20 protein-coding genes and 1 riboswitch are annotated in these 21,618 nt (G+C 74.0%); of the genes, 16 read left to right on the top strand and 4 right to left on the bottom strand.

The annotated features are described in order from the left end of the window. Positions 1-204: 204 nt before the first annotated feature. The 9 genes from aroA (at position 205) to V5F67_RS06275 (ending at position 11,011) form a co-directional block, all read left to right on the top strand. Positions 205-1,572, top strand: a complete 1,368-nt coding sequence (aroA, locus tag V5F67_RS06315) for a 3-phosphoshikimate 1-carboxyvinyltransferase (protein WP_394020040.1) — start codon at positions 205-207, stop codon at positions 1,570-1,572. Further along, on the top strand, positions 1,569-2,198 hold the full coding sequence (locus V5F67_RS06310; protein ID WP_394020042.1) for a (d)CMP kinase: 630 nt from the start codon (positions 1,569-1,571) through the stop codon (positions 2,196-2,198). Before aroA ends, V5F67_RS06310 begins: the two co-directional genes overlap by 4 nt. A 57-nt stretch (positions 2,199-2,255) precedes the next feature. Then, positions 2,256-2,482: riboswitch (cobalamin riboswitch) on the top strand. 99 nt (positions 2,483-2,581) lie between these two features. Further along, a complete protein-coding gene (locus tag V5F67_RS06305) occupies positions 2,582-3,004 on the top strand; it encodes a DUF1636 family protein (RefSeq protein WP_394020044.1) in 423 nt (140 codons plus the stop codon). Then, positions 3,001-4,035: a cobalamin biosynthesis protein CobW gene (cobW, locus tag V5F67_RS06300; RefSeq protein ID WP_394020046.1), complete on the top strand. Its 1,035-nt coding sequence runs from the start codon at positions 3,001-3,003 to the stop codon at positions 4,033-4,035. Before V5F67_RS06305 ends, cobW begins: the two co-directional genes overlap by 4 nt. A gap of 24 nt (positions 4,036-4,059) precedes the next feature. Continuing rightward, positions 4,060-7,386 (top strand): cobaltochelatase subunit CobN, encoded by a 3,327-nt coding sequence (gene cobN, locus V5F67_RS06295; RefSeq protein ID WP_394020048.1) that lies wholly within the window; start codon positions 4,060-4,062, stop codon positions 7,384-7,386. Next, a complete protein-coding gene (gene cobG, locus V5F67_RS06290; RefSeq protein ID WP_394020050.1) occupies positions 7,383-8,861 on the top strand; it encodes a precorrin-3B synthase in 1,479 nt (492 codons plus the stop codon). The genes cobN and cobG overlap by 4 nt, the downstream gene beginning before the upstream one ends. 10 nt (positions 8,862-8,871) lie before the next feature. Then, positions 8,872-9,528, top strand: a complete 657-nt coding sequence (locus tag V5F67_RS06285) for a precorrin-8X methylmutase (RefSeq protein WP_394020052.1) — start codon at positions 8,872-8,874, stop codon at positions 9,526-9,528. Further along, entirely contained in the window at positions 9,525-10,250 is a 726-nt protein-coding gene (locus tag V5F67_RS06280) for a precorrin-2 C(20)-methyltransferase (RefSeq protein ID WP_394020054.1), read from the top strand. The genes V5F67_RS06285 and V5F67_RS06280 overlap by 4 nt, the downstream gene beginning before the upstream one ends. Next, positions 10,232-11,011: a precorrin-3B C(17)-methyltransferase gene (locus V5F67_RS06275; RefSeq protein ID WP_394020056.1), complete on the top strand. Its 780-nt coding sequence runs from the start codon at positions 10,232-10,234 to the stop codon at positions 11,009-11,011. Before V5F67_RS06280 ends, V5F67_RS06275 begins: the two co-directional genes overlap by 19 nt. Here the strand turns inward: V5F67_RS06275 and V5F67_RS06270 are convergent. After that, positions 10,978-11,751: a cobalt-precorrin-6A reductase gene (locus V5F67_RS06270; RefSeq protein ID WP_394020058.1), complete on the bottom strand. Its 774-nt coding sequence runs from the start codon at positions 11,749-11,751 to the stop codon at positions 10,978-10,980. The two genes, V5F67_RS06275 and V5F67_RS06270, sit on opposite strands and share 34 nt — an antisense overlap. Between V5F67_RS06270 and cbiE the strand changes: the two genes are divergently transcribed. From cbiE to cobM, 3 genes are read left to right on the top strand one after another with little or no spacing between them, the layout of a single operon-like run. Further along, positions 11,750-13,018 (top strand): precorrin-6y C5,15-methyltransferase (decarboxylating) subunit CbiE, encoded by a 1,269-nt coding sequence (gene cbiE, locus V5F67_RS06265; protein ID WP_394020060.1) that lies wholly within the window; start codon positions 11,750-11,752, stop codon positions 13,016-13,018. The two genes, V5F67_RS06270 and cbiE, sit on opposite strands and share 2 nt — an antisense overlap. A gap of 9 nt (positions 13,019-13,027) precedes the next feature. After that, positions 13,028-13,411 carry a cobalamin biosynthesis protein gene (locus tag V5F67_RS06260; RefSeq protein ID WP_394020062.1) on the top strand — a complete coding sequence of 128 codons (384 nt, stop codon included), beginning with the start codon at positions 13,028-13,030 and terminating at the stop codon, positions 13,409-13,411. After that, complete coding sequence (gene cobM, locus V5F67_RS06255) at positions 13,408-14,169, top strand: precorrin-4 C(11)-methyltransferase (RefSeq protein ID WP_394020064.1); 762 nt, start codon at positions 13,408-13,410, stop codon at positions 14,167-14,169. The genes V5F67_RS06260 and cobM overlap by 4 nt, the downstream gene beginning before the upstream one ends. On the opposite strand, the gene V5F67_RS06250 is transcribed toward cobM, so the two are convergent. Beyond that, complete coding sequence (locus V5F67_RS06250; RefSeq protein WP_394020066.1) at positions 14,136-15,296, bottom strand: cobalt-precorrin-5B (C(1))-methyltransferase; 1,161 nt, start codon at positions 15,294-15,296, stop codon at positions 14,136-14,138. The genes cobM and V5F67_RS06250 overlap by 34 nt on opposite strands. A gap of 62 nt (positions 15,297-15,358) precedes the next feature. Here V5F67_RS06250 and V5F67_RS06245 point away from each other — a divergent pair, with 62 nt between their 5' ends. Further along, positions 15,359-16,678 carry a cobyrinic acid a,c-diamide synthase CobB gene (locus tag V5F67_RS06245; RefSeq protein WP_394020068.1) on the top strand — a complete coding sequence of 440 codons (1,320 nt, stop codon included), beginning with the start codon at positions 15,359-15,361 and terminating at the stop codon, positions 16,676-16,678. A gap of 12 nt (positions 16,679-16,690) precedes the next feature. Here the strand turns inward: V5F67_RS06245 and V5F67_RS06240 are convergent, their stop codons facing one another. Beyond that, a complete protein-coding gene (locus V5F67_RS06240; protein WP_394020070.1) occupies positions 16,691-16,891 on the bottom strand; it encodes a hypothetical protein in 201 nt (66 codons plus the stop codon). A 140-nt stretch (positions 16,892-17,031) separates the two neighbouring features. On the opposite strand from V5F67_RS06240, the gene V5F67_RS06235 reads away from it, so the two are divergent. From V5F67_RS06235 to V5F67_RS06225, 3 genes are all read left to right on the top strand, one after another. Further along, positions 17,032-17,634 carry an SAM-dependent methyltransferase gene (locus V5F67_RS06235; protein ID WP_394020072.1) on the top strand — a complete coding sequence of 201 codons (603 nt, stop codon included), beginning with the start codon at positions 17,032-17,034 and terminating at the stop codon, positions 17,632-17,634. Between the two features lie 163 nt (positions 17,635-17,797). After that, a complete protein-coding gene (locus V5F67_RS06230) occupies positions 17,798-18,019 on the top strand; it encodes a hypothetical protein (RefSeq protein ID WP_394020074.1) in 222 nt (73 codons plus the stop codon). A 181-nt stretch (positions 18,020-18,200) separates the two neighbouring features. After that, positions 18,201-19,679 (top strand): NAD-dependent succinate-semialdehyde dehydrogenase, encoded by a 1,479-nt coding sequence (locus V5F67_RS06225; RefSeq protein ID WP_394020076.1) that lies wholly within the window; start codon positions 18,201-18,203, stop codon positions 19,677-19,679. 534 nt (positions 19,680-20,213) lie between these two features. On the opposite strand, the gene V5F67_RS06220 is transcribed toward V5F67_RS06225, so the two are convergent. After that, the gene (locus V5F67_RS06220; protein WP_394020078.1) at positions 20,214-21,617 is read right to left on the bottom strand and encodes an NAD(P)(+) transhydrogenase (Re/Si-specific) subunit beta; all 1,404 of its coding nucleotides are present in this window, start codon (positions 21,615-21,617) and stop codon (positions 20,214-20,216) included. Position 21,618: the final 1 nt, after the last annotated feature.

Genomic DNA, 21,618 nt, shown 5'->3' with positions numbered 1-21,618 from the left:
TAAAAACGAGGGTGCTCCATTGGCGCCTGCCACAGGCTCTGTCAAGGCCAATCGCAGGGCAAGGCCTCGCGGCCGTCGTGAACGGCGGCTCCGGCCGCCTGCGCGTGGCGGCGCCCGGCGCCCTGTGTTAGACGGGCGGCCGATCTTGCCATGACGCCAACAGGCCCGCTTGCGCGATGCGGCGGGCCCCACGGGAGGCCTTTCATGTCCACCGCTTCGCCCGCGTCCGCCGCCCACGGCGAGGGTGCGCCGGTTCCCGCCACGGCGCTTGCCTCCGGCCCGCTGAACGGCCGGGTGCGCGTGCCCGGCGACAAGTCGGTCTCGCACCGCGCGCTGATCTTCGGCCTGTTCGCGGACGGCGTGACCGAGATCACCGGCCTCCTGGAAGGCGAGGACGTGCTGAACACCGCCAAGGCCTGCGCCGCCCTCGGCGCCAGGGTGGAGCGTCTCGGCGAAGGCCATTGGCGCGTGGCCGGCGTCGGCCCGCGCGGCCTCAGCGCGCCCGACGCGGTGCTCGACTTCGGCAATTCCGGCACCGGCGTGCGCCTGATGATGGGCGCCGTGGCCGGCCAGCCGGTGCGGGCCACCTTCGACGGCGATGCGAGCCTCAGGCGCCGGCCCATGCGGCGGGTGCTCGATCCGCTCCGGCAGATGGGGGTCGAGGTGGTGGCGGAAGCCGAGGGCGGCCGCCTGCCGCTGACGCTGAAGGGCAGCGTCGCGCCCACCGCCCTCACCTACGAAACCCCGGTGCCGTCGGCGCAGGTGAAGTCCGCGGTGCTGCTCGCCGGCATCGGCGCCCCCGGCAGCACCGTGGTGATCGAGCGCGAGGCGACGCGAGACCACACCGAGCGCATGCTGGCCCATTTCGGCGCCCAAGTGAGCGTCGAGCCGCACGGCCCGCATGGGCGGCGCGTGACGCTGGAGGGCGGAGCGAGGCTGAAGGGCGCGCCGGTGGCGGTGCCGGCGGACCCCTCCTCCGCCGCCTTCCCGCTGGTGGCGGCGCTGCTGGTTCCAGGCTCCGATGTGATCCTGACCGACGTGATGATGAACCCGTTCCGGACCGGCCTCATCACCACGCTGAAGGAGATGGGCGCGGATATCGCGACCCTCGCCGAGCGCTCCGAAGGCGGCGAGAGCGTCGCCGACCTCAGGGTGCGGCATTCGCGGCTCAAGGGGGTCGAGGTGCCCGCCCACCGGGCGCCGTCCATGATCGACGAGTATCCCGTGCTCGCGGTCGCCGCCGCCTTCGCCGAGGGCGAGACCGTCATGCGCGGCCTCGCCGAGCTGCGCGTGAAGGAGAGCGACCGTCTCGCCGCGGTGGCGGACGGGCTTGGCGTCTGCGGCATTCCCCACCGGGTCAAGGGCGACGACCTGATCGTCACCGGGAGCGCAAGCGTGCGCGGCGGCGGTCCGGTGAAGACCCACATGGACCACCGCATCGCCATGGCCTTCCTGGTCCTGGGCCTTGCCGCGAAGGAGGGCGTGAGTGTCGACGACGTGTCGTTCATCGCCACCTCCTTTCCGAGCTTCCTGCCCATGATGCGGGCGCTGGGCGCGGAGATTCTCGCGTGATCATCGCCATCGACGGGCCGGCGGCCTCCGGCAAGGGCACGCTCGCCAGGCGCATCGCCGCGCATTACGGCCTGCCGCATCTCGATACCGGGCTGCTCTACCGGGCGGTGGCGGCGCGATGCCTCGCCCTCGGCGGGCTCGACGACGTCGGCGCCTCGGAAGCCGCGGCGCGCACCCTGGACCTGGCAACCATCGACCCCGAGGCGCTGCGCTCGGCCGCCATGGGCGAGGCGGCTTCCGTGGTGGCGGCGCGGCCGGGCGTGCGGGCGGCGCTGCTGGACCTCCAGCACCGCTTCGCCGCCCAGGACAAGGGCGCGGTGCTGGACGGGCGCGACATCGGCACCGTGATCTGCCCGGGCGCGGACGTGAAGCTGTTCGTCACCGCCTCGCCCGAGGTGCGCGCCCAGCGGCGCTTCCGGGAGCTCGCCGCGCGTGGCGCCGCCGTCACCTTCGACGACGTGCTGGTGGACATCCGCAAGCGCGACGAGCGCGATTCGCAGCGCTCCGCCGCCCCCCTGGTGATGGCGGACGATGCGGTTGCCCTCGACACCAGCAACCTGGGCATCGAGGAGGCCTTCGCCGCCGCCATGGCGATCGTGACCGAGCGCACCTCCCGGCTGGGCTGAAGCCGCGGCCGCCGATCACCCCGGCCCCGCCATTTGACAACCCGCCCCGGCCGGCCCTTAAGTGCCCCAGTCGATGGGTCCCGGAGGCGAGCGATCGCGCCGGGCGCAAAAGGGAATGCGGTAGGGCGCCACGCCGGAAGGCGGAAGGCCCGAAGCCGCGGCTGCCCCCGCAACTGTAAGCGGTGAGCTTCCGTCAACGGCCACTGGGCGCGCAAGCGGCCGGGAAGGCGGCGGGGGCGCTGAGATCCGCGAGCCAGGAGACCTGCCCTCGACAAGGTCCGCGCCGGGCGGGGTGCCTCGGTCCTGCGTCCCTTCACGCCCGCGCGCGGGCGGCCCGCACCCATGGAATGTGCCAGGTGGAGCGCGCCGCGCCGTCTTCCCCCGTGACCGACGAAACCACGCCGGACGTGTCCGCGCGCGGCCCGGGCGCCGCCGCGCCGGTGACGCTGCTGGTCTGCGTCACCTGCGGCGCCGAGGGCGACGGCAAGCCGCCCCGGGGCGAGGCGCTGCTGGCCGCAGCGCGCGCGGCAGATGCGGCCGGCGGATCCGGCCCGATCGAGATCGCCCCCGTGCGCTGCCTCGCCAACTGCAAGCGCGCGCTCTCCGCCGCGCTCGGCCGCGCCGACGGCTGGACCTATGTGTTCGGCGACCTCGACGGCGCGAGCGCCGGCGACCTCCTCGAAGGCGCGCGCCTGCTCGCCGCCGCCGAGGACGGCCTCATGCCCTGGCGCGGGCGGCCCGAGCGCCTCAAGCGCGGGCTGGTCGCGCGCATCCCGCCCCTGTTCCCCAGCAAGGACCGTCCATGACCGCCCCCTCCCTCGCCCGCGTGCCCTGCACCATCGTCACCGGCTTCCTCGGTTCGGGAAAGACGACGCTGATCCGCCACGTGCTGGAGAATGCCGGCGGCCGCCGGCTCGCGGTGATCGTCAACGAGTTCGGCGACGTGGGCATCGACGGCGAGATCCTGAAGGGCTGCGGCGCCCCGGCCTGCGCGGAAGAGGACATCGTCGAGCTCGCCAACGGCTGCCTGTGCTGCACCGTGGCGGACGACTTCGTGCCGGCGCTGGACAAGATCCTCGCCCGCGCGCCCGACCACATCCTGATCGAGACCTCCGGCCTCGCGCTGCCCAAGCCCCTGGTGCAGGCGTTCCAGTGGCCGGCGGTGAAGAGCCGGGTGACGGTGGACGGCGTCGTCGCCGTGGTCGACGGCCCCGCGCTCGCGGAAGGCCGCGTCGCCAGCGACCACGACGCGCTCGACGCCCAGCGCGCGGCGGACGAGAGCCTCGACCACGAGGACCCGGTGGAGGAGGTGTTCGACGACCAGATCGCCTGCGCCGACCTGGTCGTCATCTCCAAGGGCGACCTGATCGACGGCGCGGCGGCCGAGGCCGCCGGCGCCCGCGTCGCCGCCCACCTGCCGCGCGCCGTGAAGGTGATCACCGTCACCAACGGCAAGGTGGACCCGGCGGCCCTGCTCGGCCTCGGCCTCGCGGTGGAGGAGGAGATCGACGCCCGCCGCACCCATCACGACGACGAGGAGGACCACGATCACGACGATTTCGACAGCGTCGTCGTGCCGCTGCCCGAGATCGCCGACCCGGCCGACCTCGCCGCCCGCGTGGCGCGCGCCGCCGAGGCCGCAGACGTGCTGCGGGTGAAGGGCTTCGCGGCGGTGGCCGGAAAGCCCATGCGGCTGCTCGTGCAGGGCGTCGGGCCGCGGGTCTCGCACCATTTCGACCGCCCCTGGGGCGCGGGCGAGACGCGGCGCGGCGCGCTGGTGGTGATCGGCCTCAAGGGCTTCGACCGCGCCGCCGCCGAGCGGACGATCCTCGGCTGAAGCCCGGAGCGCGAGCGAAGCGCCATGCATCTCCTGTCCACCACGTCCGCGACCCTGGAGGACCTCGCCGAGCCGGTGGACCTCGCCCAGGCGCCCGCGGACATGGTGGCGCTGTCCTTCGCCGACAGCGACCTGCTCGCGCTCGCCGCCGCCTGGCGGACCGGGCGCGCGCGCCTGCCGGGCCTGCGCCTCGCGCGGCTGAAGGACCTCAGGCACCCCATGTCGGTGGACCTGTGGCTGGAGAAGGTCGCGGCCCATGCCAAGGTGATCGTGGTGCGCCAGCTGGGCGGGCTCGACTGGTGGCGCTACGGCGCCGAGCGGCTCGCGGCGCTGGCGCGTGAGAAGGGCATCGCCTTGGCGCTGCTGCCGGGCGAGGACCAGGACGACGCCCGCCTTGCCGCCCTCTCCACCCTGCCGCCCTTGGAGCTGGCGCGCTGGCTCGCTTATTTCCGCGCCGGCGGCCCGGACAATCTCGCGAGCCTCCTGCGCTGCATGGCCTACGCCGCCGGCGCCGAGGGCGATGCGCCGCCCGCGCCGCGCCCGGTGCCGGCCTTCGGCCTGCTCGCCCGCGGGCCGGACGGCGCCTTCTCGCTCGCAGGAACGCCGGCCGTGCCGGAAGGACCGGCGGCGCTCCTGATCCTCTATCGCTCCATGTGGCTCGCCGGGGACGCCGCGCCCATGGAGCGTCTCGCCGATGCGCTCGCCGCGCGCGGGCTTAAGCCACTGCCGCTGTTCGTGGCGAGCCTCAAGGCCGAGGACTGCCGCGCGGCGGTGCGCGACGCCGTCGCCCGCTTCGATCCAGCATTGGTCATCACGGCCACCGCCTTCGCCGCCGGGGAGGCGGACGGCCTGTTCGCGCCCGGCGGCCCGCCGGTGCTCCAGGCGGTGCCCGCCACCACGGCGCGCGCGGCGTGGGAGGGGAGCCCGCGCGGCCTCTCCGCCGCCGACCTCGCCATGCACGTGGTGCTGCCGGAGCTGGACGGACGGCTGCTGGCGGGCGCCCTCTCCTTCAAGGACTTCCTGGCGGAGGATACGGACCTCGGCTTCTCGGCGGCGGTGAACCGGCCGGAAGAGGCCCTCATCGCCCAGGTGGCGGACCGCGCCGCCGCTCTGGCGCGCCTCGCGGCGACGCCGCGCGCGGAGCGGCGCCTGTGCGTGGTCCTGCCCGATTATCCCGGCGCCGCCGGGCGCGCCGGCCATGCGGTGGGCCTCGACGTGCCGGAGAGCGCGCGCCGGCTGCTGCTCCTGCTGGCGGAGGCCGGATATCGCGTCGGCCCGGTGCCCGAAGATGCCCGCGCGCTGCTGGACGCCCTGAAGCCGGCGCCGGCCCTCCCGCGCGAGGCCTATGAGGCGGCCTTCGCCAGCCTGACGCAGGCCGCGCGCGATGCGGTCCTGGCCGCCTGGGGCGCGCCGGGCGACGATGCCGATCTTCAGGACGGCGCCTTCCAGGTGCGTCACGCCGCCTTCGGCAACGTCACCGTCGCGCTCGCCCCCGATCGCGGCACGAGCCTCGACCGGCGCGCGGACTATCACGACCCGGCGCTGCCGCCGCGCCACGCGCTCATCGCCTTCGGCGCGTGGGTTCGGGATGGGCTCGGCGCCCGTGCCCTGGTGCATCTCGGCGCCCACGGCACGCTCGAATGGCTGCCGGGCAAGGCGGTCGCGCTCACCCGGTCATGCTTTCCGCAGATCGTCACCGGGGGGCTGCCGGTGATCTATCCCTTCATCGTCTCCAATCCGGGAGAGGCGGCGCAGGCGAAGCGCCGGCTCTCGGCGACCACCATCGGCCACCTGCCGGCCCCGCTCGCCGGCGCCGGCCTCTCGGAGGCGGAGGCGCGGCTGGAGCGCCTCGTGGACGAATATGCCCAGGCGGACGGCCTCGACCGGCGCCGCCGCGAGCGGCTCGCCACCCTGATCGTCGCGACCGCGCGCGAGAGCGGCCTCGCCGCCACCGCCGGCATCGGCGGGGAGAGCGATCCGGACGCGGCGCTCCGCCGCATCGACGCCTGGCTGTGCGACCTGAAGGACCTGGCGGTGAAGGACGGCCTCCACGTCTTCGGATCGGTGCCGCAGGACGAGCCCGACCCGCTGCGCCGCGCCAGCGCCGCAGCCGAGCGCGCCGCGCTGCTGACCGCCCTCGACGGGCGCTTCGTCCCCGCCGGCCCCGCCGGCACGCCGGGGCGCGGGCGCGCGGACGTGCTGCCCACCGGGCGCAACCTCTTCACCGCCGACCCGCGCGCCGTGCCCACGCCGACCGCCTGCGACCTCGCGCGGCTCCAGGCCGAGGAGATCGTGCGCGCCTTCCTCCAGGAGCAGGGCGAGTTCCCGCGCACTTTGGTGCTCGATCTGTGGGGCAGCGCGGCGCTGCGCACCGGCGGCGAGGAGATGGCGCAGGGCCTGTGGCTCATGGGCTGCCGGCCGATCTGGGATGCCGCCACCGGCGGCGTCACCGGCATCGAGGTGCTGCCGCCCGCCCTGCTCGGCCGGCCGCGCATCGACGTGACGTTCCGCATCTCCGGCCTGTTCCGCGACGTGTTCCCGGCCCAGTTGGCGCTGCTCGACGCCGCCGTGCGGGCGGTGGCGGCGCGCGCGGAGGAGGACGCCGCCGACAACCCCCTCGCCGCCGACGTCACTGCGGGCGGCGACGGCGCGCGCATCTTCGGCTCGGCGCCCGGCGCCTACGGCTCCGGCGTCGAGGCACGGCTGGCGCGCGGCGCGTTCGAGGATCGCGCCGCGCTCGGCCGGGACTATCTCGCCGCCGCCTCCCACGCCTTTGGCGGCAGCGACGGCGCGGCGCGCCCCGCGCCCGGCGCCTTCGCGGCGCGCATGGCTGAGGCGGACGGCCTCGTGCACGGCTGGGACGATGCCGGCCGCGACCTGCTCGACGGCGGCGCCGACGCGGCCTTCGTCGGCGGCTTCGCCGCGGCGGCCCACGCGCTCGGCCGCAAGGCGCATCTGGTGATGCTCGACACCCGCGATCCTGCCCGCCCGCGCGGGCGCACGCTTTCCGAGGCGCTCGCCTTGCTGGTCCATGGCCGCGTCTCGCCGGTCTTCGTCGCCGGCCAGATGCGCCACGGCCCGCGCGGGGCGGCGGAGCTTCTGGAGACGGTGGATCGCCTCGTCGCCTTCGCCGAGACCACCGAGGCCGTGCCCTCCGCGCTGCTCGACCGGCTGCACGCGGCCTATCTCGGCGACGGCGCGGTGCGCGCCTTCCTCGTCGACCAGAACCCCGAGGCCGCCCGCGCCATGGCGGCGCGCTTTTCCGATGCACGCCGGCGCGGCCTGTGGCATCCGCGCCGCAACGACCTTGACGCCGACCTCGACGCGCTCCGGGCGGAGGCCGCGCGATGACCGCCGCCCGCCCCCTTGCGCCCGAGCGGCGCGGCGCCTGCCCGGCCTTGTCGCGCCCGATGGAGACCGGCGACGGCCTGCTGGTGCGCCTCGTGCCGGCCGAGGGCACGCTCGCGCCGGCCCAGCTGGAAGGGCTCTGCCGGGCGGCCCGCGCCTTCGGCAACGGCCTCTTGGAGGTGAGCGCGCGCGGCAGCCTGCAATTGCGCGGCCTCACGGCGGAAACCATCGGCGGCCTGCGCGCCGCCGTGAACGCGCTCGCCATCGCCCCGCGCGAGAGCCTGCCGCTCGATGTCTCTCCGCTCTCTGGCCTCGACCCGTCCGAGATCGCCGACGCACGCCCGCTCGCCCGGCGCATCGCCGCCGGCATCGCGGCGCGCGGGCTCTCGGCGCGGCTGGGCCCGAAGGTGTCGGTGGTGCTGGACGGCGCCGGCGCCGTCCGCCTCGATGCGCTCTCCGCCGATGTGCGGCTCGTCGCGCGGCCGGACGGCCCGCTCTGGGCCCTGGCTCTCGCAGGCGACGCCGCCATCGCCCGGACGTTCGCGGTGCTGCCGGAGGCGGAAGCTGCCGACGCCGCGCTCGATCTTCTCGGCCGCGTCGCCGATCTTGGCACCGGCGCGCGCATGGCGGATGTTTTGGCTGCGGATGCCGCCCCCTCCCCCGACGCAACGCACCCCCTCCCCCCCTGTGGGGGAGGGTTGGGGCGCGGGGTCGCAGGCGCTAGGGACGCAGAGAGCGAGGATGCCGCAGGCGGAGGGACACCCCCCACCCTGCCCTCCCCCGCAAGGGGGGAGGGAAAGCCCGGAAGGGCGAGGGTGGCGCCAGGCCGTGCTGCACCGCCCATCGGCCGCTTCGCCCTCGCAGACGACACCTGCGCCCAAGGCATCGCCCTCCCCTTCGGGCAGATGGAGGCCGAGGCGCTCGCCGCGCTCGCCGACGCCGCCCGCCGCCTCGGCGCGCGCGACCTTCGCCCGGCGCCGGGACGGGCGCTCCTCGCCGTCGGGCTCGCGCCGGAAGGCGCGGGCGCCTTCGCCGCCGAGGCCGCCCGGCTCGGCTTCCTCACCGCCCCCGACGACCCGCGCATGTCGGTCGCCGCCTGCCCCGGCACGCCGGCCTGCCGCTCGGCCCTGATGCCGGCGCGGTCGGTGGCGGCGGAGGTCGCGGCGACGCTGGCGCCCATTCTCGACGGCTCCGTCACGGTGCATCTTTCCGCCTGCGCCAAGGGCTGCGCCCGTCCGGCGCCGGCCGCGCTCACGCTCACGGGCATGGACGAAGGCATCGCCCTCGTGCGAGAGGGCACGGCGGGCGCGGCCGCGCGGGCGGACTTTCCGGTCGCGGAGCTGCTGCCGCGGCTCGAGGCGCTGGCGCTGGCCGTGGCCGAGGCGCGCCACGCGGGAGAGGACATGCGCGGCGCGCTGGCCAGGACGGGGACGAGGAATACGATGCCGAAGACGAGGACGCGGTGCACCCAGCCATGACGGACCATCCATGAGCACGCCCGCCGCGCCGGCTCCCGCCCTTCCCGCCTATGAGCGCGACAGCACCGCCATCTATGAGCGCTCCTTCGCCATCATCCGCGCCGAGGCCGACCTCTCCCGCTTTTCCGAGGAGGAGGCCGACCTCGCGGTGCGCATGATCCATGCCTGCGGGCTGGTGGAGGCGGCGCGGCACTTCCGCTTCGGCCCCGGTTTCGTCGTTGCCGCCCGCGACGCGCTGAAGGCCGGCGCGCCGATCCTGTGCGACGCGCAGATGGTGGCGCACGGCGTCACCCGCGCCCGCCTGCCGGCCGGCAACGAGGTGGTCTGCACCCTGCGCGATCCCGCCGTGCCCGCGCTGGCCGAGAAGCTCGGCACCACGCGCTCGGCGGCGGCGCTGGAACTGTGGCGCGACAAGCTCGCGGGCGCCGTGGTCGCCATCGGCAACGCGCCGACCGCGCTGTTCCACCTCCTGGAGATGCTGGACCTGGGGGCGCCCCAGCCCGCAGCCATCCTCGGCATGCCGGTGGGCTTCGTGGGCGCCGCCGAATCCAAGGACGAGCTGGCGCGGAACCCGCGCGGCGTGCCGTTCGCCATCGTCGAGGGCCGCCTCGGAGGCAGCGCCATCACCGCCGCCGCCCTCAACGCGCTGGCGAGGGCCGGCCTATGAGGGGCCATCTCTACGGCGTCGGCGTCGGCCCCGGCGATCCCGAGCTTCTCACCCTGAAGGCGGTGCGCGCGCTCGCCGAGGCGGACGTGGTGGCCTATTTCGCCAAGGCCGGGAACGTCAGCCACGCCCGCACCATCGCCGCCGCGCACATCGCCGAGGGCACGGCGGAGCTGCCGCTGCTCTATCCGGTCACCACCGAGATCCACCGCCACGACGCCGCCTACCGCATGGCCATCGGCGCGTTCTACGACGCGTCGGCGGCGGCGGTCGCCGAGCATCTGCTGGCGGGACGGCGGGTGGCGGTGCTGAGCGAGGGCGATCCCCTGTTCTACGGCTCCTACATGCATCTGCATGTGCGCCTCGCGCCGCGCTTTCCCTCGACCGTGATCGCCGGGGTCACCGGCATGTCCGGCTGCTGGTCGCAGGCCGGCGCGCCGATCGCGCAAGGGGACGACGTGCTGATGGTGGTGCCCGGCACCCTCGACGAGGAGGCGCTGACGCGCCGCTTCCGCGAGGCCGACGCCTGCGTGGTCATGAAGGTGGGCCGCAACCTGCCGAAGATCCGCCGCGCGCTCGCCGCCGCCGGGCGGCTGGAGAAGGCGCTCTATGTGGAGCGCGGCACCATGGAGGGCTGCGCCCTGGTGCCGCTCGCGACGCGCGCGGAGACGCGCGCGCCCTACTTCTCCATCGTCCTGGTGCCCGGATGGGAGCGCGCGGCGTGAGCGGCGGCCGCCTCACCGTCGTCGGCCTCGGCCCCGGCGCCGACGCGCAGATGACGCCCGAGGCGCGCGCGGCGGTGGAGGCCGCCGACGCGCTCTTCGGCTATCTGCCCTATCTCGCCCGCCTGCCGGAGCGCGCCGGCCAGAGCCGCCACGCCTCCGACAACCGCGAGGAGCTGCAGCGCGCCGGCACGGCGCTGGACGCGGCGGCGGCGGGGTCCAACGTGGCCATGGTCTCGGGTGGCGATCCCGGCGTGTTCGCCATGGCGGCGGCGGTGTGCGAGGCGATCGAGAAAGGGCCGCCCGCCTGGCGCGCGCTCGATGTCGCCGTGGTGCCGGGGGTGACCGCCATGCTGGCGGTGGCGGCGCGCGCCGGGGCGCCGCTCGGCCACGATTTCTGTGCCATTTCGCTCTCCGACAACCTGAAGCCCTGGGAGCTGGTGGAGAAGCGCCTGCGCCTCGCCGCAGAGGCCGGCTTCGTGATCGCGCTCTACAATCCCGTCAGCCGGGCGCGGCCCTGGCAGCTCGGACGCGCCTTCGACCTGCTGCGGGAGACGCTGCCGGCCGACGTGCCCGTGGTGTTCGGCCGCGCCGCCGGGCGGGCGGACGAACATATCACCGTGACGCCGCTCGCCGAGGCGCGCTCCAACCTCGCCGACATGGCCACCTGCATCATCATCGGCTCAGCCGCGAGCCGGGTGGTGGCACGAGAGGGCCTGCCGCCGCTGGTCTATGCCCCGCGTTCGGCGGAGGCGGCGCGATGAGCGAGCACCTGCGCCAGCCATGCCTCGGCGGCGCCCATATCGGCCACCGCCGCCACGTCCGTCGTCGGCGGGCGGGCGATCAGGATCACCTCGATGCCGAGCGCGCGGGCGGCGGCGATCTTGCCGTAGGTGGCCGCCCCGCCGCTGTTCTTGGCGATGATGGCGTCGATGCGATGGGCGGTGAGCAGCGCCCGGTCGCCCTCTTCGGTGAACGGGCCGCGGCCGAGCAGGTATTGCGCCTCCGGAACCGCCAGCGGCGGGTCGATGGGGTCGACGCTGCGCACGAGAAAGGCATGCTGCGGCGCCGCCTCGGCCGCGCGCACCTCGTTGCGCCCGAGCGCCAGGAACACCCGGCGCGGCGCCGTGCCCAGGGCAGCGACGGCGGCGCGAACGTCCGCCGCCTCGCGCCAGCGGTCGCCCTCCCGGCGCTGCCACGGCGGACGCCCGAGGACGAGCAGCGGCACGCCGGTCCTGGCGCACGCCGCCACCGCATTGGCCGAGATGCGGGTGGCATAGGGATGGGTGGCGTCGACCACCGCCGCGATCCCTTCGGCCTCCAGATAGGCCGCCAGCCCCTCGGCGCCGCCGAAGCCGCCGACGCGCGCCGGCACCGGCTGCGCGGCGGGCGCGAGGGTGCGGCCGGCGAGCGAGAGCGTCACCCGCAGGTCGTCGCGGTCCGCGAGGCGGCCGGCAAGCGCGCGCGCCTCCCCGGTGCCGCCCAGAAGGAGCACGTGCGCCATGGCTAGGTCGCCCGCGAAGGGCCGCAAGGAAGCATCCATCGGCGCGCACCGTGCCGCAGACGGGCGCTGGCTGTCCATCGTCGGCATCGGCGAGGACGGCGCGGACGGTCTCTCGCCCGCCGCGCGGGCGCTCATCGAGGGCGCGGAGATCGTGTTCGGCGGCGCGCGGCACCTCGGGCTGGCGAGCGGCCTGATTCAAGGCGAGGCGATGCCGTGGCCGAGCCCGTTCTCGGTGGAACCGGTGCTCACCGCGCGCGGGCGCGCCGTGTGCGTGCTCGCCTCGGGCGATCCCATGCTCCACGGCGTCGGCGCTGTGCTGGCGCGCCATGTGCCGGCGGACGAGATGCAGGTCGTCCCCGGCCCCAGCGCCTTCGCGCTCGCCGCCGCCCGGCTCGGCTGGCCGCTCCAGGACGTGGATCAGGTCTCGCTGCACGGGCGCGAGATCGGCCGCCTGCGGCCTTTTCTCCAGGCCGGCGCGCATATCCTCGCTCTGACCTCGGACGCGCACGGCCCCGCCGCTGTCGCGGACCTGCTCGCGAATCTCGGCTGCGGCGCCTCGCGCCTCACGGTGCTGGAGGCGCTCGGCGGCCCGCGCGAGCGCATCCGCACGTCCAAGGCGGACGGCTTCGACCTCGACGGCATCCAGCCGCTCAACCTCGTTGCCATCGAGGTGGAGGCGGCCGACGGCGCGCCGCTCCTCTCCCTGGCGAGCGGGCTTGCCGACGAGCTGTTCGAGCATGACGGGCAGATCACCAAGCGCGAGATCCGGGCGCTGACCCTCTCGGCGCTCGCCCCGCGCCGGGGGGAATTGCTGTGGGACATCGGCGGCGGCTCGGGCTCGGTGTCCATCGAGTGGCTGCTGTGCGACCCCTCGCTGTCGGCCATCGCCATCGAGAAGGACGCCACCCGCGCCTCCCGCATGGCGCGCAACGCGGCGCGGCTCGGGGTGCCGCACCTTCAGATCGTCGAGGGCGCGGCGCCTAAGGCCCTTGCCGGACTGCCCCCGCCCGATGTCATCTTCGTCGGCGGCGGCGCGAGCCGCACCCGTCTGCTGGACACGGCGCTGGAGGCGCTGAAGCCGGGCGGGCGGCTGGTGGCGAACGCGGTGACGCTGCAGACCGAGGCGCTGCTGCTCGCCGCCCACGCGCGGCTCGGCGGCGACCTGGTGCGCATCGCATTGTCGCGGGCGGCACCGGTGCAGGGGCTCACCGGCTGGCGGTCGGCCATGCCGGTCACCCAGTGGCGGCATGTGAAGGCCAGGGCCTGAGGGAAGAGCATGATCGTCGCCGGCATCGGCTCGAAACGGGGCGTATCGCAGGACGAGGTGCTGGCCGCCCTGGACGCGGCGCTGGCGCGCGCGGCGCTCGACCGCGCAGACGTGAACCTCATCGCCGCCCCCGCCGTGAAGGGCGGGGAGGCCGGCATCAGCGAGGCGGCGGCGGCGCTCGGCCTGCCGCTGGTCCTGGTGCCGCAGACCCAGCTGGAGGCCGCGTCGAACCGCGCCAGGACCCGTTCCGAGCGGGTGGTGGCGCTGCTGCGCGTGCCCTCGGCGGCCGAAACCGCGGCGCTGGCAGCCGCGGGGGCGCAGGCGCAGTTGCTCGGGCCGCGCCTGGCGCTCGGCCCGGTCACCTGTGCCCTGGCGCGGCGGGGGGCGTCATGACGGTCCATTTCATCGGCGCCGGCCCCGGCGCGGCGGACCTCATCACCGTGCGCGGGCGCGACCTCATCGCCCGCTGCCCGGTCTGCCTTCATGCCGGCTCCACCGTGGCGCCGGAGGTGCTCTCCTGGTGCCCGCCGGGGGTGCGCCTCGTCGACACCGCCCCGCTCGACCTCGACCGCATCGAAGCCGAGTTCGTGCGCGCCCACGCGGCGGGCGAGGACGTGGCCCGGCTCCATTCCGGCGATCTCTCGCTCTACAGCGCGGTGGCCGAGCAGATCCGGCGGCTGGAGCGGCGCGGCATTCCCTATACCCTCACGCCGGGCGTGCCCGCCTTCGCGGCGGCGGCGGCGCTGATCGGGCGCGAGCTGACGGTGCCCGGGATGGCGCAGAGCGTGGTGCTGACCCGCGTCTCGGGACGCGCCTCCGCCATGCCGGAGCGGGAGACGCTCGAAGCCTTCGCCGCCACCGGCGCGACGCTCGCCATCCACCTGGCGGCGCATGTGCTGGGCCAGGTGGTGGCGCAGCTTCTGCCCCATTACGGCGCCGACTGCCCGGTGGCGGTGGTGGAGCGCGCCACCTGGCCGGGCGAGCGGGTGGTCTCAGGCACGCTCGCCGACATCGAGGGCAAGCTCGCCGCCGCGCCCATGACGCGCACGGCGCTGATCCTGGTGGGCCGCGCGCTCGCCGCCGGCGACTTCCGCGAGAGCGCTCTTTATGACCGCGACTATGTGCGCCGCTTCCGCGGAGGCGGCGCGTGAGCCGGGGCGAAGGGCGCGCGGCCCCTCAGCGCGCCGTCGCGGTCGAACACCAAGATCTCCAGCAGCACGTCGCCGCGCCGCAGCGCGCCCGCCGCCGTCTCCCAGGCGCCGCGCGCCACCGCGTCGCCCAGCGCGATGCCGGCCTCCGCAGCGATGGCGAAGGCATGGGCCACCGTGTTGGCCTGCGCGATCGCGGCCGCCACCTCCTCGGTCGCACCCGCGCCGCGCGCCAGATCGGCCAGCGCCGGGAGGTCGGCGCTGCCGCGCTTGGAGTGGAGGTCGAGCCGGCCCTGCGCCAGCTTCGTCATCTTGGCGACGCCGCCCGCCACCGTGACCTTCGCCACCGGATGGGCGGCGATGTATTTCAGCATGCCGCCGGCGAAATCGCCCATGTCGATCAGCGCCACATCGGGCAAACCGTGGAACTCCTGCGCCGCCGCCTCGGAGGCCGATCCGGTGGCCCCGGCCACATGGCCGATCCCCATGGCGCGGGCGACGTCGATGCCGCGATGGATCGAGTGGATCCAGGCCGAGCAGGAGAACGGGATCACCACCCCCGTGGTGCCCAGCACCGAGAGCCCGCCGAGGATGCCGAGGCGCGGGTTGAGCGTCTTCAGCGCCAAGGCGGCGCCGTCGGCGATGGCGATCTCCACCTCGGCGTCGGCGGGAACGCCATGGGCCCGCGCCACCTCGGCGATGCCTTCAGCAATCATGCGGCGCGGCACCGGATTGATGGCCGACTCGCCCGGCGGCAGCGGCAAGCCGGGCCGGGTGACGGTGCCCACCCCTTCCCCGGCGCGGAAGGTGACGCCCGCGCCCGGCGCGCCGCGCCGCACGGTGGCGAGCACGAGCGCGCCGTGGGTCACGTCCGGGTCGTCGCCGGCATCCTTGACGATGCCGGCGGTGGCGCTCGCCCCGCCGAGCTCCTGCCGCGCCAGGGCGAAGGCGGGGCGCTGGCCGCCGGGAAGCGCCACCTCCACCGGGTCCGGGAAGGCGCCCGTCACCAGAGCCGCGAACGCCGCCTTGGCGGCGCCGGCGGCGCAGGTGCCGGTGGTCCAGCCGCGCCGCAGATGCGGGCCGCCGGGTTCCGGATCGCTCGGGCCTTCGGTTTCGGACGGAACGCTCATGGCGTGAGTGATAGGCCCGAAGGCCGCGCCTTTGAAGGGCCGTCCGCCAGCGGAACGCCCTCATGAGCGCGCGCGGCTTCCTCGTCGGCGCGCCGCGCTCGGGCTCGGGCAAGACCACGGTCACACTGGCGCTGCTCTCGGCCTACGCCCGGCGCGGGGTGAAGGTGCGGGCGGTGAAGACCGGTCCCGATTACATCGATCCCGCCTTCCACGCCGCCGCCACCGGCCGGGACGGACTCAACCTCGACAGCTGGGCCATGCCGCCCGCTCTGCTCGACGCGCTGGCGGCCGAGGCGGCGGAGGGAACCGAGCTGCTGGTGGCGGAAGGCGCCATGGGCTTGTTCGACGGCGTGCCGGCCGCGCCCCGCCGCACCGGAGCGGGGGCGGACGTGGCGGCGCGCCTCGGCCTGCCGGCGGTGCTGGTGCTGGACGTGTCCGGCCAGTCGCAGACCGCGGCGGCGGTGGCGCGCGGCTTCGCGCTGTTCGACCCCGAGGTGCCGCTCGCCGGCGTGGTGCTGAACAAGCTCGCCAGCGCCCGGCACGAGACGTTGATCCGCGATGCCATGGCCGCCGCCGGCATCGCGGTGCTCGGCGCCATCCCACGCGAGGCAGGACTGATCCTGCCGGAGCGGCATCTCGGCCTCGTCCAGGCGGAGGAGACGGGCGACCTTGAGGCGCGTCTCGCCGCGCTCGCCGACCTCGCCGAGCGGCATCTGGACCTTGCGGCCATAGAGGCCGCCGCCCGGCCGCTGAAGCCGCTGCCGGCCGCGGACACGCAGGCGCACGCGCTGCCGCCGCCAGGCCGGCGCATCGCGCTGGCGCGGGACGCGGCCTTCTCCTTCGTCTACGGCCACGTGCTGGCGCACTGGCGGCGCAGCGGCGCCGAGATCGTGCCGTTCTCGCCGCTCGCGGACGAGGCGCCGGACGAGTCCTGCGACGCCCTATGGCTGCCCGGCGGCTATCCGGAGCTGCATGCCGCCCGCCTTGCCGCCGCAGCGCGCTTCCGCGACGGCGTGCGCGGGTTCGCGCAGACGCGGCCCGTGCACGGGGAGTGCGGCGGCTACATGGCCCTCGGACGCATGCTCACCGATGCGGACGGCGTCGCCCACCAGATGCTCGGCCTGCTCGACCTTGAGACCAGCTTCGCGCAGCGGCGGATGAATCTCGGCTACCGGGAGGCGCGCCTGCTCGCGCCCGCGCCCCTCGGCCCCGAAGGCACGACGGTGCGCGGCCATGAATTCCACTACGCCACCACGCTCACCCGTGGCGACGACGCACCGCTTGCCCGCCTGAGCGATGCGCAGGGACGCGACCTCGGCCCGGCCGGCAGCCGGCGCGGTCACGTGACGGGAAGCTTCTTCCACGCCATCGCCCGCGCCTGAGCGGGCGAGCGCCTAGCGCGCGGTGGCGGCGAAGATCTGGCGTGCCACCAGCCAGGCGCAGGGAACGGCGACCAGTGCGCCGATGCCCGCGGCGAGCGGGATCAGGTTCATGTCCTGCCCCGACAGCGATGGCGTCGCCAGAACCACCATCACCCCGATCCCCGCGAACGTGGTGCCCATCACGAGCCAGACGAGAATTGCCAGCTTCCACATGTCCCTGCCCTCCTTCGAGAGGTTCCAGGAACGTAAACCCGACAGCGCGGGACAGGGTTGACCTCGATCAACACTCGGCCCATGTGGATTGCGGCGCTCCGCCGCTGCGGCGAAGCGCTGCTCGGGAGGAGAGACCGAAGATGAACAGCTGGGACAAGCGGTTCGCAGGCGAGGAATTCCTGTTCGGCGAAGCGCCGAACGCCTTCCTCTCCCGTCAGGCGCCGCGGCTCGAGAAGGGCCAGCGGGTGCTGGCGGTGGCGGACGGCGAGGCGCGCAACGGCGTATGGCTCGCCGAGCAGGGCCTGAGCGTGCATTCCATGGACTTCTCCTCGGTGGCGCAGGCCAAGGCGCGCCAGCTCGCGGCCCGGCGCGGGGTCGAGCTCGACTTCGAGCTCGCCGACCTCCTGACCTGGGAGTTTCCGTCGGAGGCCTACGATGTGGTCGCGACCATCTTCATCCAGTTCATGCCGCCGCAGGATCGCGCACGGGTGTTCGCCGGCATGAAGCGGACCCTGAAGCCCGGCGGGCTCCTCATCATGGAAGGCTACCGGCCGGAGCAGATCGCATACGGCACCGGCGGTCCGTCCGATCCCACGTGGCATTACACCGAGGAACTGCTGCGCGCCGAATTCTCCGATTTCGAGATCATCGAGCTTTCGAGCTACGACGCCGAGCTGAACGAGGGCGCGCGGCACAAGGGCCCCTCGGCGCTGATCGACATCGTCGCGCGCAAGCCCGGCTGAGGGGGCCGGGTCGCGCGGCATCCCGCCTGTGGCGCGGCGCGCCGCGCCGCTGCGTGACGATTGGGCTCGCCTTTTTGCGCCCCATCAGCGTTAAGATCGCACCGACGGTCGAAGATGCCGCCGCGCGGGCTTCCCGCCCGCCGATGCCGGGAGGACGAGACCCATGAGGTGCCAGCTCAAGGACGACGATTTCCGCCAGGCGGTGCTCGACGTGGTGAGCGCCAAGGACGGGCAGGCCATCATCATCCAGGTGGTGGGCGGCTCGACTATCACCGGCTTCGCGCCCATGAGCGTGGGCAAGGACTATCTGCGCTGCCAGATCGCCGCAGGCAGCGGGCAGAAGGAGCAGATCGTGCCCTTCCACTCCATCACCTGTGTGCGCTGAGCGGCGCTTCCTTCGCTGATCGCCCGAGCCCGTCGCCGCCGGACGCGCGCTGCGCGCATGGCACGCGGCGGCACGCCTGCGCGCGACACGCTCGCGCGTCTGCGCCTTTAGGCCTATATGCGGTAGCCGAACGCCCGCAAAATCGACCGCCAGATCGGCTCTCAGCCTCAGGAGAAAGACCATGGCCGCTCCCCAGCCCGTCGCCCGTACGGGCGCCCCGCGCTTCACCCTCCTGCGCGAGCAGATGCTCATCGGCGGCCAATGGGTCGACGCCGACAGCGGCGAGACCATCACCGTCACCAACCCGGCCACCGGCGAGGTGGTCGGCACCGTGCCCAAGGCCGGCGCCGCCGAGACCCGCCGCGCCATCGAGGCCGCCGGCAAGGCATTCACCACCTGGCGCGCCACCACCGCCGCCGAGCGTGCCGCCAAGCTTCACAAGCTCGCCGACCTGATCCTCGCCAACAATGAGGAGCTGGCGGTGATCCTCACCACCGAGCAGGGCAAGCCGCTGCCGGAGGCGCGCGGCGAGGTGGCTGGCTCGGCTGCCTATGTGCGCTGGTTCGCCGAGGAAGCGCGGCGCCTCTATGGCGACGTGGTCCCCTCCCCCTGGGCCGGCCGGCGCATCCTCGTGACCAAGGAGCCGGTGGGCGTGTGCGCGGCCATCACGCCGTGGAACTTCCCCTCCTCCATGCTGTCGCGCAAGATCGGCGCGGCGCTCGCCGCGGGCTGCACGGTGGTGTGCAAGCCGTCCGAGCTGACGCCCTTCTCCGGCTATGCCTGGGGCGTGCTGGCGGAGATGGCGGGCATCCCGGCCGGCGTGGTCAACATCGTCACCGGCGACGCGCCGGCCATCGGCCTGGAGATGACCACCAACCCGATCGTCAAGAAGGTGACCTTCACCGGCTCGACCCCGGTGGGCAAGCTGCTGGTGAAGCAGTCGGCCGACACCATGAAGAAGGTCTCCATGGAGCTCGGCGGCAACGCGCCGTTCCTGGTGTTCGACGACGCCGACCTCGACCTCGCGGTGGAGCAGGCCATCGCCTCCAAGTATCGCAATGTGGGCCAGACCTGCGTGTGCGCCAACCGCTTCTACGTGCAGGCGGGCGTCTATGACGCCTTTGCCGCCAAGTTCACCGAGGCCTCCAAGAAGCTGAAGGTGGGCAACGGCATGGAGGAAGGCGTCGCCGCCGGCCCGCTGATCGACGAGCGCGCCCTGGCCAAGGTGGAGCGGCTGCTCAAGGACGCGCTCGACAAGGGCGCGCAGGTGGCGACCGGCGGCAGGCAGCCGCCCCAGGGCGGCACCTTCTTCGAGCCCACCGTGCTCACCGGCGCGACCCAGGACATGGCGTTCGCGCGCGACGAGATCTTCGGCCCCATCGCCCCGCTCTTCAAGTTCGAGACCGAGGAGCAGGCCGTCGCCTACGCCAACGCCACCGAGTACGGCCTCGCCTGCTACTTCTTCACCAAGGACCTCGGCCGCGCGTTCCGCGTCTCCGAGGCGCTTCAGTACGGGCAGGTGGGCGTCAATGCCGGCGTCATCACCACCGAGGTGGCCCCGTTCGGCGGCGTGAAGGAGAGCGGCGTCGGCCGCGAGGGCTCCAAGTACGGCTGCGACGACTACCTGAACATCAAGTACGTCTGCCTCGGCGGCGTCTGATCGGGGCGCAAGCACAGGCCGAAGGCCGCGCGGACCGACCGGCGCCAGTCCGGCGCCCGGATCACCGCCCCGTCCGGTGGGCGGATTCGTCATCCCCCGGCTTGTCCGGGGGATCCACCTCTCGGGCAGCCGCGGACTCTCCGGTCTGAAGGACAGCGACGGCGGCCGGCGGATGCCCCCGGACAAGCCGGGGCATGACGTCGGGATTGGTGGCGATCCCCTCACCCCCGCCCTCTCCCTCCGGGAGAGGGAGCCCCCTCGCGCAGCCCCCCTCTCCGACAGGGAGAGAGGGCAGGTCTTGGGAGAGACCCCTCTCCCCGGCGGGGAGAGGGCAGGGTGAGGGGGTGCGGCGCCGGGAGCGCTTTGCCGTCCCCCTTAACCGCGGCGGGCACGAAGCCCGCCCCGAAAACGGGGCAGCGTGTCCCCCAAGGAAACGCCTCGAACGAAAGGGCCGCCACGCCAGTCCGGCGGGCGGCCCTTTCTTCGTTCGTGGCCCCCTGCCAGCCGCCTGTCGGCGGGCAGGGCTGCTCGCCTTTAGTGGCCCATGGCCTTGACGATCTCCTCGGTGACCTTCTTGGCGTCGCCGAAGAGCATCATGGTGTTGTCCTTGAAGAACAGCTCGTTCTCCACGCCGGCATAGCCCGAGCCCATGCCGCGCTTGATGAAGAGCACGGTCTTGGCCCGCTCCACGTCGAGGATCGGCATGCCGAAGATCGGCGACTGCGGATCGGTCTTGGCGGCCGGGTTGGTCACGTCGTTGGCGCCGATGACGAAGGCGACGTCGGCCTGGGCGAACTCGGAGTTGATGTCCTCCAGCTCGAACACCTCGTCGTACGGCACCTGCGCCTCGGCCAGCAGCACGTTCATGTGGCCCGGCATGCGGCCCGCCACCGGGTGGATGGCGTACTTCACCTCGACGCCTTCCTCCTTGAGCATGTCGGCCATCTCGCGCAGCGCGTGCTGCGCCTGCGCCACCGCCATGCCGTAGCCCGGCACGATGATGACCTTGCCGGCATTCTTCATGATGTAGGCCGCGTCGTCCGCCGAACCCTGCTTCACCGGCCGCGCCTCCACCGCCCCGCCGGCCGCGCCGGCGGTCTCGCCGCCGAAGCCGCCGAGGATGACGGAGATGAAGGACCGGTTCATGCCCTTGCACATGATGTAGCTGAGGATGGCGCCCGAGGAGCCCACCAGCGCGCCGGTGATGATCAGCGCGGTGTTGCCCAGCGTGAAGCCGATGCCGGCCGCGGCCCAGCCCGAATAGGAGTTCAGCATCGACACCACGACGGGCATGTCCGCGCCGCCGATGGGGATGATGAGCAGCCCGCCCAGAACCAGGGCCAGCACCGTGATGATCCAGAACAGCGCGATCGAGCCGGTGAGCACGAAGGCGACGACCAGGATGACCAGCAGCAGGGCGAGGCCGCCGTTGATGAAGTGCCGCATCGGCAGCATGATCGGCTTGCCGCTCATGTTGCCGTTGAGCTTGGCGAAGGCGATGATCGAGCCGGTGAAGGTGATGGCGCCGATGGCGACGCCGAGCGACATCTCGATCAGGCTGGCGCCGTGCAGATTGCCCGGAGAGCCGATGCCGAACGCCTCCGGCGCGTAGAGCGCGGCGGCGGCGACCAGCACGGCGGCGAGGCCCACCAGCGAGTGGAAGGCGGCCACCAGCTGCGGCATCGCCGTCATGGCGATGCGCTTGGCCACCACGGCGCCGATGGCGCCGCCGATGGCGATGCCGGCGATCACCAGCACCCAGCCGAACGCGTCGGACGGCGGCTGGAGGGCCAGCGTGGTCAGCACGGCGATGCCCATGCCCACCATGCCGAACAGGTTGCCCTGCCGGGAGGTGGTGGGATGCGAGAGGCCCCGCAGCGCCAGGATGAAGAGGATGCCCGCCACGAGGTAGAGGGCGGCGGCGATGTTCGCGTTCATG

Source organism: Xanthobacter pseudotagetidis, from assembly GCF_043194795.2.
In the GTDB taxonomy this organism is placed as follows: domain Bacteria; phylum Pseudomonadota; class Alphaproteobacteria; order Rhizobiales; family Xanthobacteraceae; genus Xanthobacter; species Xanthobacter tagetidis_A.
Note: the sequence above shows the minus strand (reverse complement) of the source record. Positions and strands in the feature narration are given on the sequence as shown.

Bases quoted from the DNA above. Each gene is read 5' to 3' on its own strand.
- V5F67_RS06230 (WP_394020074.1), top strand. From the start codon at position 17,798: ATGAGGTGCCAGCTCAAGGACGACGATTTCCGCCAGGCGGTGCTCGAC.
- V5F67_RS06240 (WP_394020070.1), bottom strand. From the start codon at position 16,891: ATGTGGAAGCTGGCAATTCTCGTCTGGCTCGTGATGGGCACCACGTTC.
- V5F67_RS06225 (WP_394020076.1), top strand. From the start codon at position 18,201: ATGGCCGCTCCCCAGCCCGTCGCCCGTACGGGCGCCCCGCGCTTCACC.
- V5F67_RS06260 (WP_394020062.1), top strand. From the start codon at position 13,028: ATGATCGTCGCCGGCATCGGCTCGAAACGGGGCGTATCGCAGGACGAG.
- cobM (WP_394020064.1), top strand. From the start codon at position 13,408: ATGACGGTCCATTTCATCGGCGCCGGCCCCGGCGCGGCGGACCTCATC.
- cobG (WP_394020050.1), top strand. From the start codon at position 7,383: ATGACCGCCGCCCGCCCCCTTGCGCCCGAGCGGCGCGGCGCCTGCCCG.
- V5F67_RS06235 (WP_394020072.1), top strand. From the start codon at position 17,032: ATGAACAGCTGGGACAAGCGGTTCGCAGGCGAGGAATTCCTGTTCGGC.
- V5F67_RS06275 (WP_394020056.1), top strand. From the start codon at position 10,232: ATGGGAGCGCGCGGCGTGAGCGGCGGCCGCCTCACCGTCGTCGGCCTC.
- aroA (WP_394020040.1), top strand. From the start codon at position 205: ATGTCCACCGCTTCGCCCGCGTCCGCCGCCCACGGCGAGGGTGCGCCG.
- V5F67_RS06280 (WP_394020054.1), top strand. From the start codon at position 9,525: ATGAGGGGCCATCTCTACGGCGTCGGCGTCGGCCCCGGCGATCCCGAG.
- V5F67_RS06220 (WP_394020078.1), bottom strand. From the start codon at position 21,617: ATGAACGCGAACATCGCCGCCGCCCTCTACCTCGTGGCGGGCATCCTC.
- V5F67_RS06250 (WP_394020066.1), bottom strand. From the start codon at position 15,296: ATGAGCGTTCCGTCCGAAACCGAAGGCCCGAGCGATCCGGAACCCGGC.
- V5F67_RS06245 (WP_394020068.1), top strand. From the start codon at position 15,359: ATGAGCGCGCGCGGCTTCCTCGTCGGCGCGCCGCGCTCGGGCTCGGGC.
- cobW (WP_394020046.1), top strand. From the start codon at position 3,001: ATGACCGCCCCCTCCCTCGCCCGCGTGCCCTGCACCATCGTCACCGGC.
- V5F67_RS06285 (WP_394020052.1), top strand. From the start codon at position 8,872: ATGAGCACGCCCGCCGCGCCGGCTCCCGCCCTTCCCGCCTATGAGCGC.
- V5F67_RS06270 (WP_394020058.1), bottom strand. From the start codon at position 11,751: ATGGCGCACGTGCTCCTTCTGGGCGGCACCGGGGAGGCGCGCGCGCTT.
- cbiE (WP_394020060.1), top strand. From the start codon at position 11,750: ATGGCTAGGTCGCCCGCGAAGGGCCGCAAGGAAGCATCCATCGGCGCG.
- cobN (WP_394020048.1), top strand. From the start codon at position 4,060: ATGCATCTCCTGTCCACCACGTCCGCGACCCTGGAGGACCTCGCCGAG.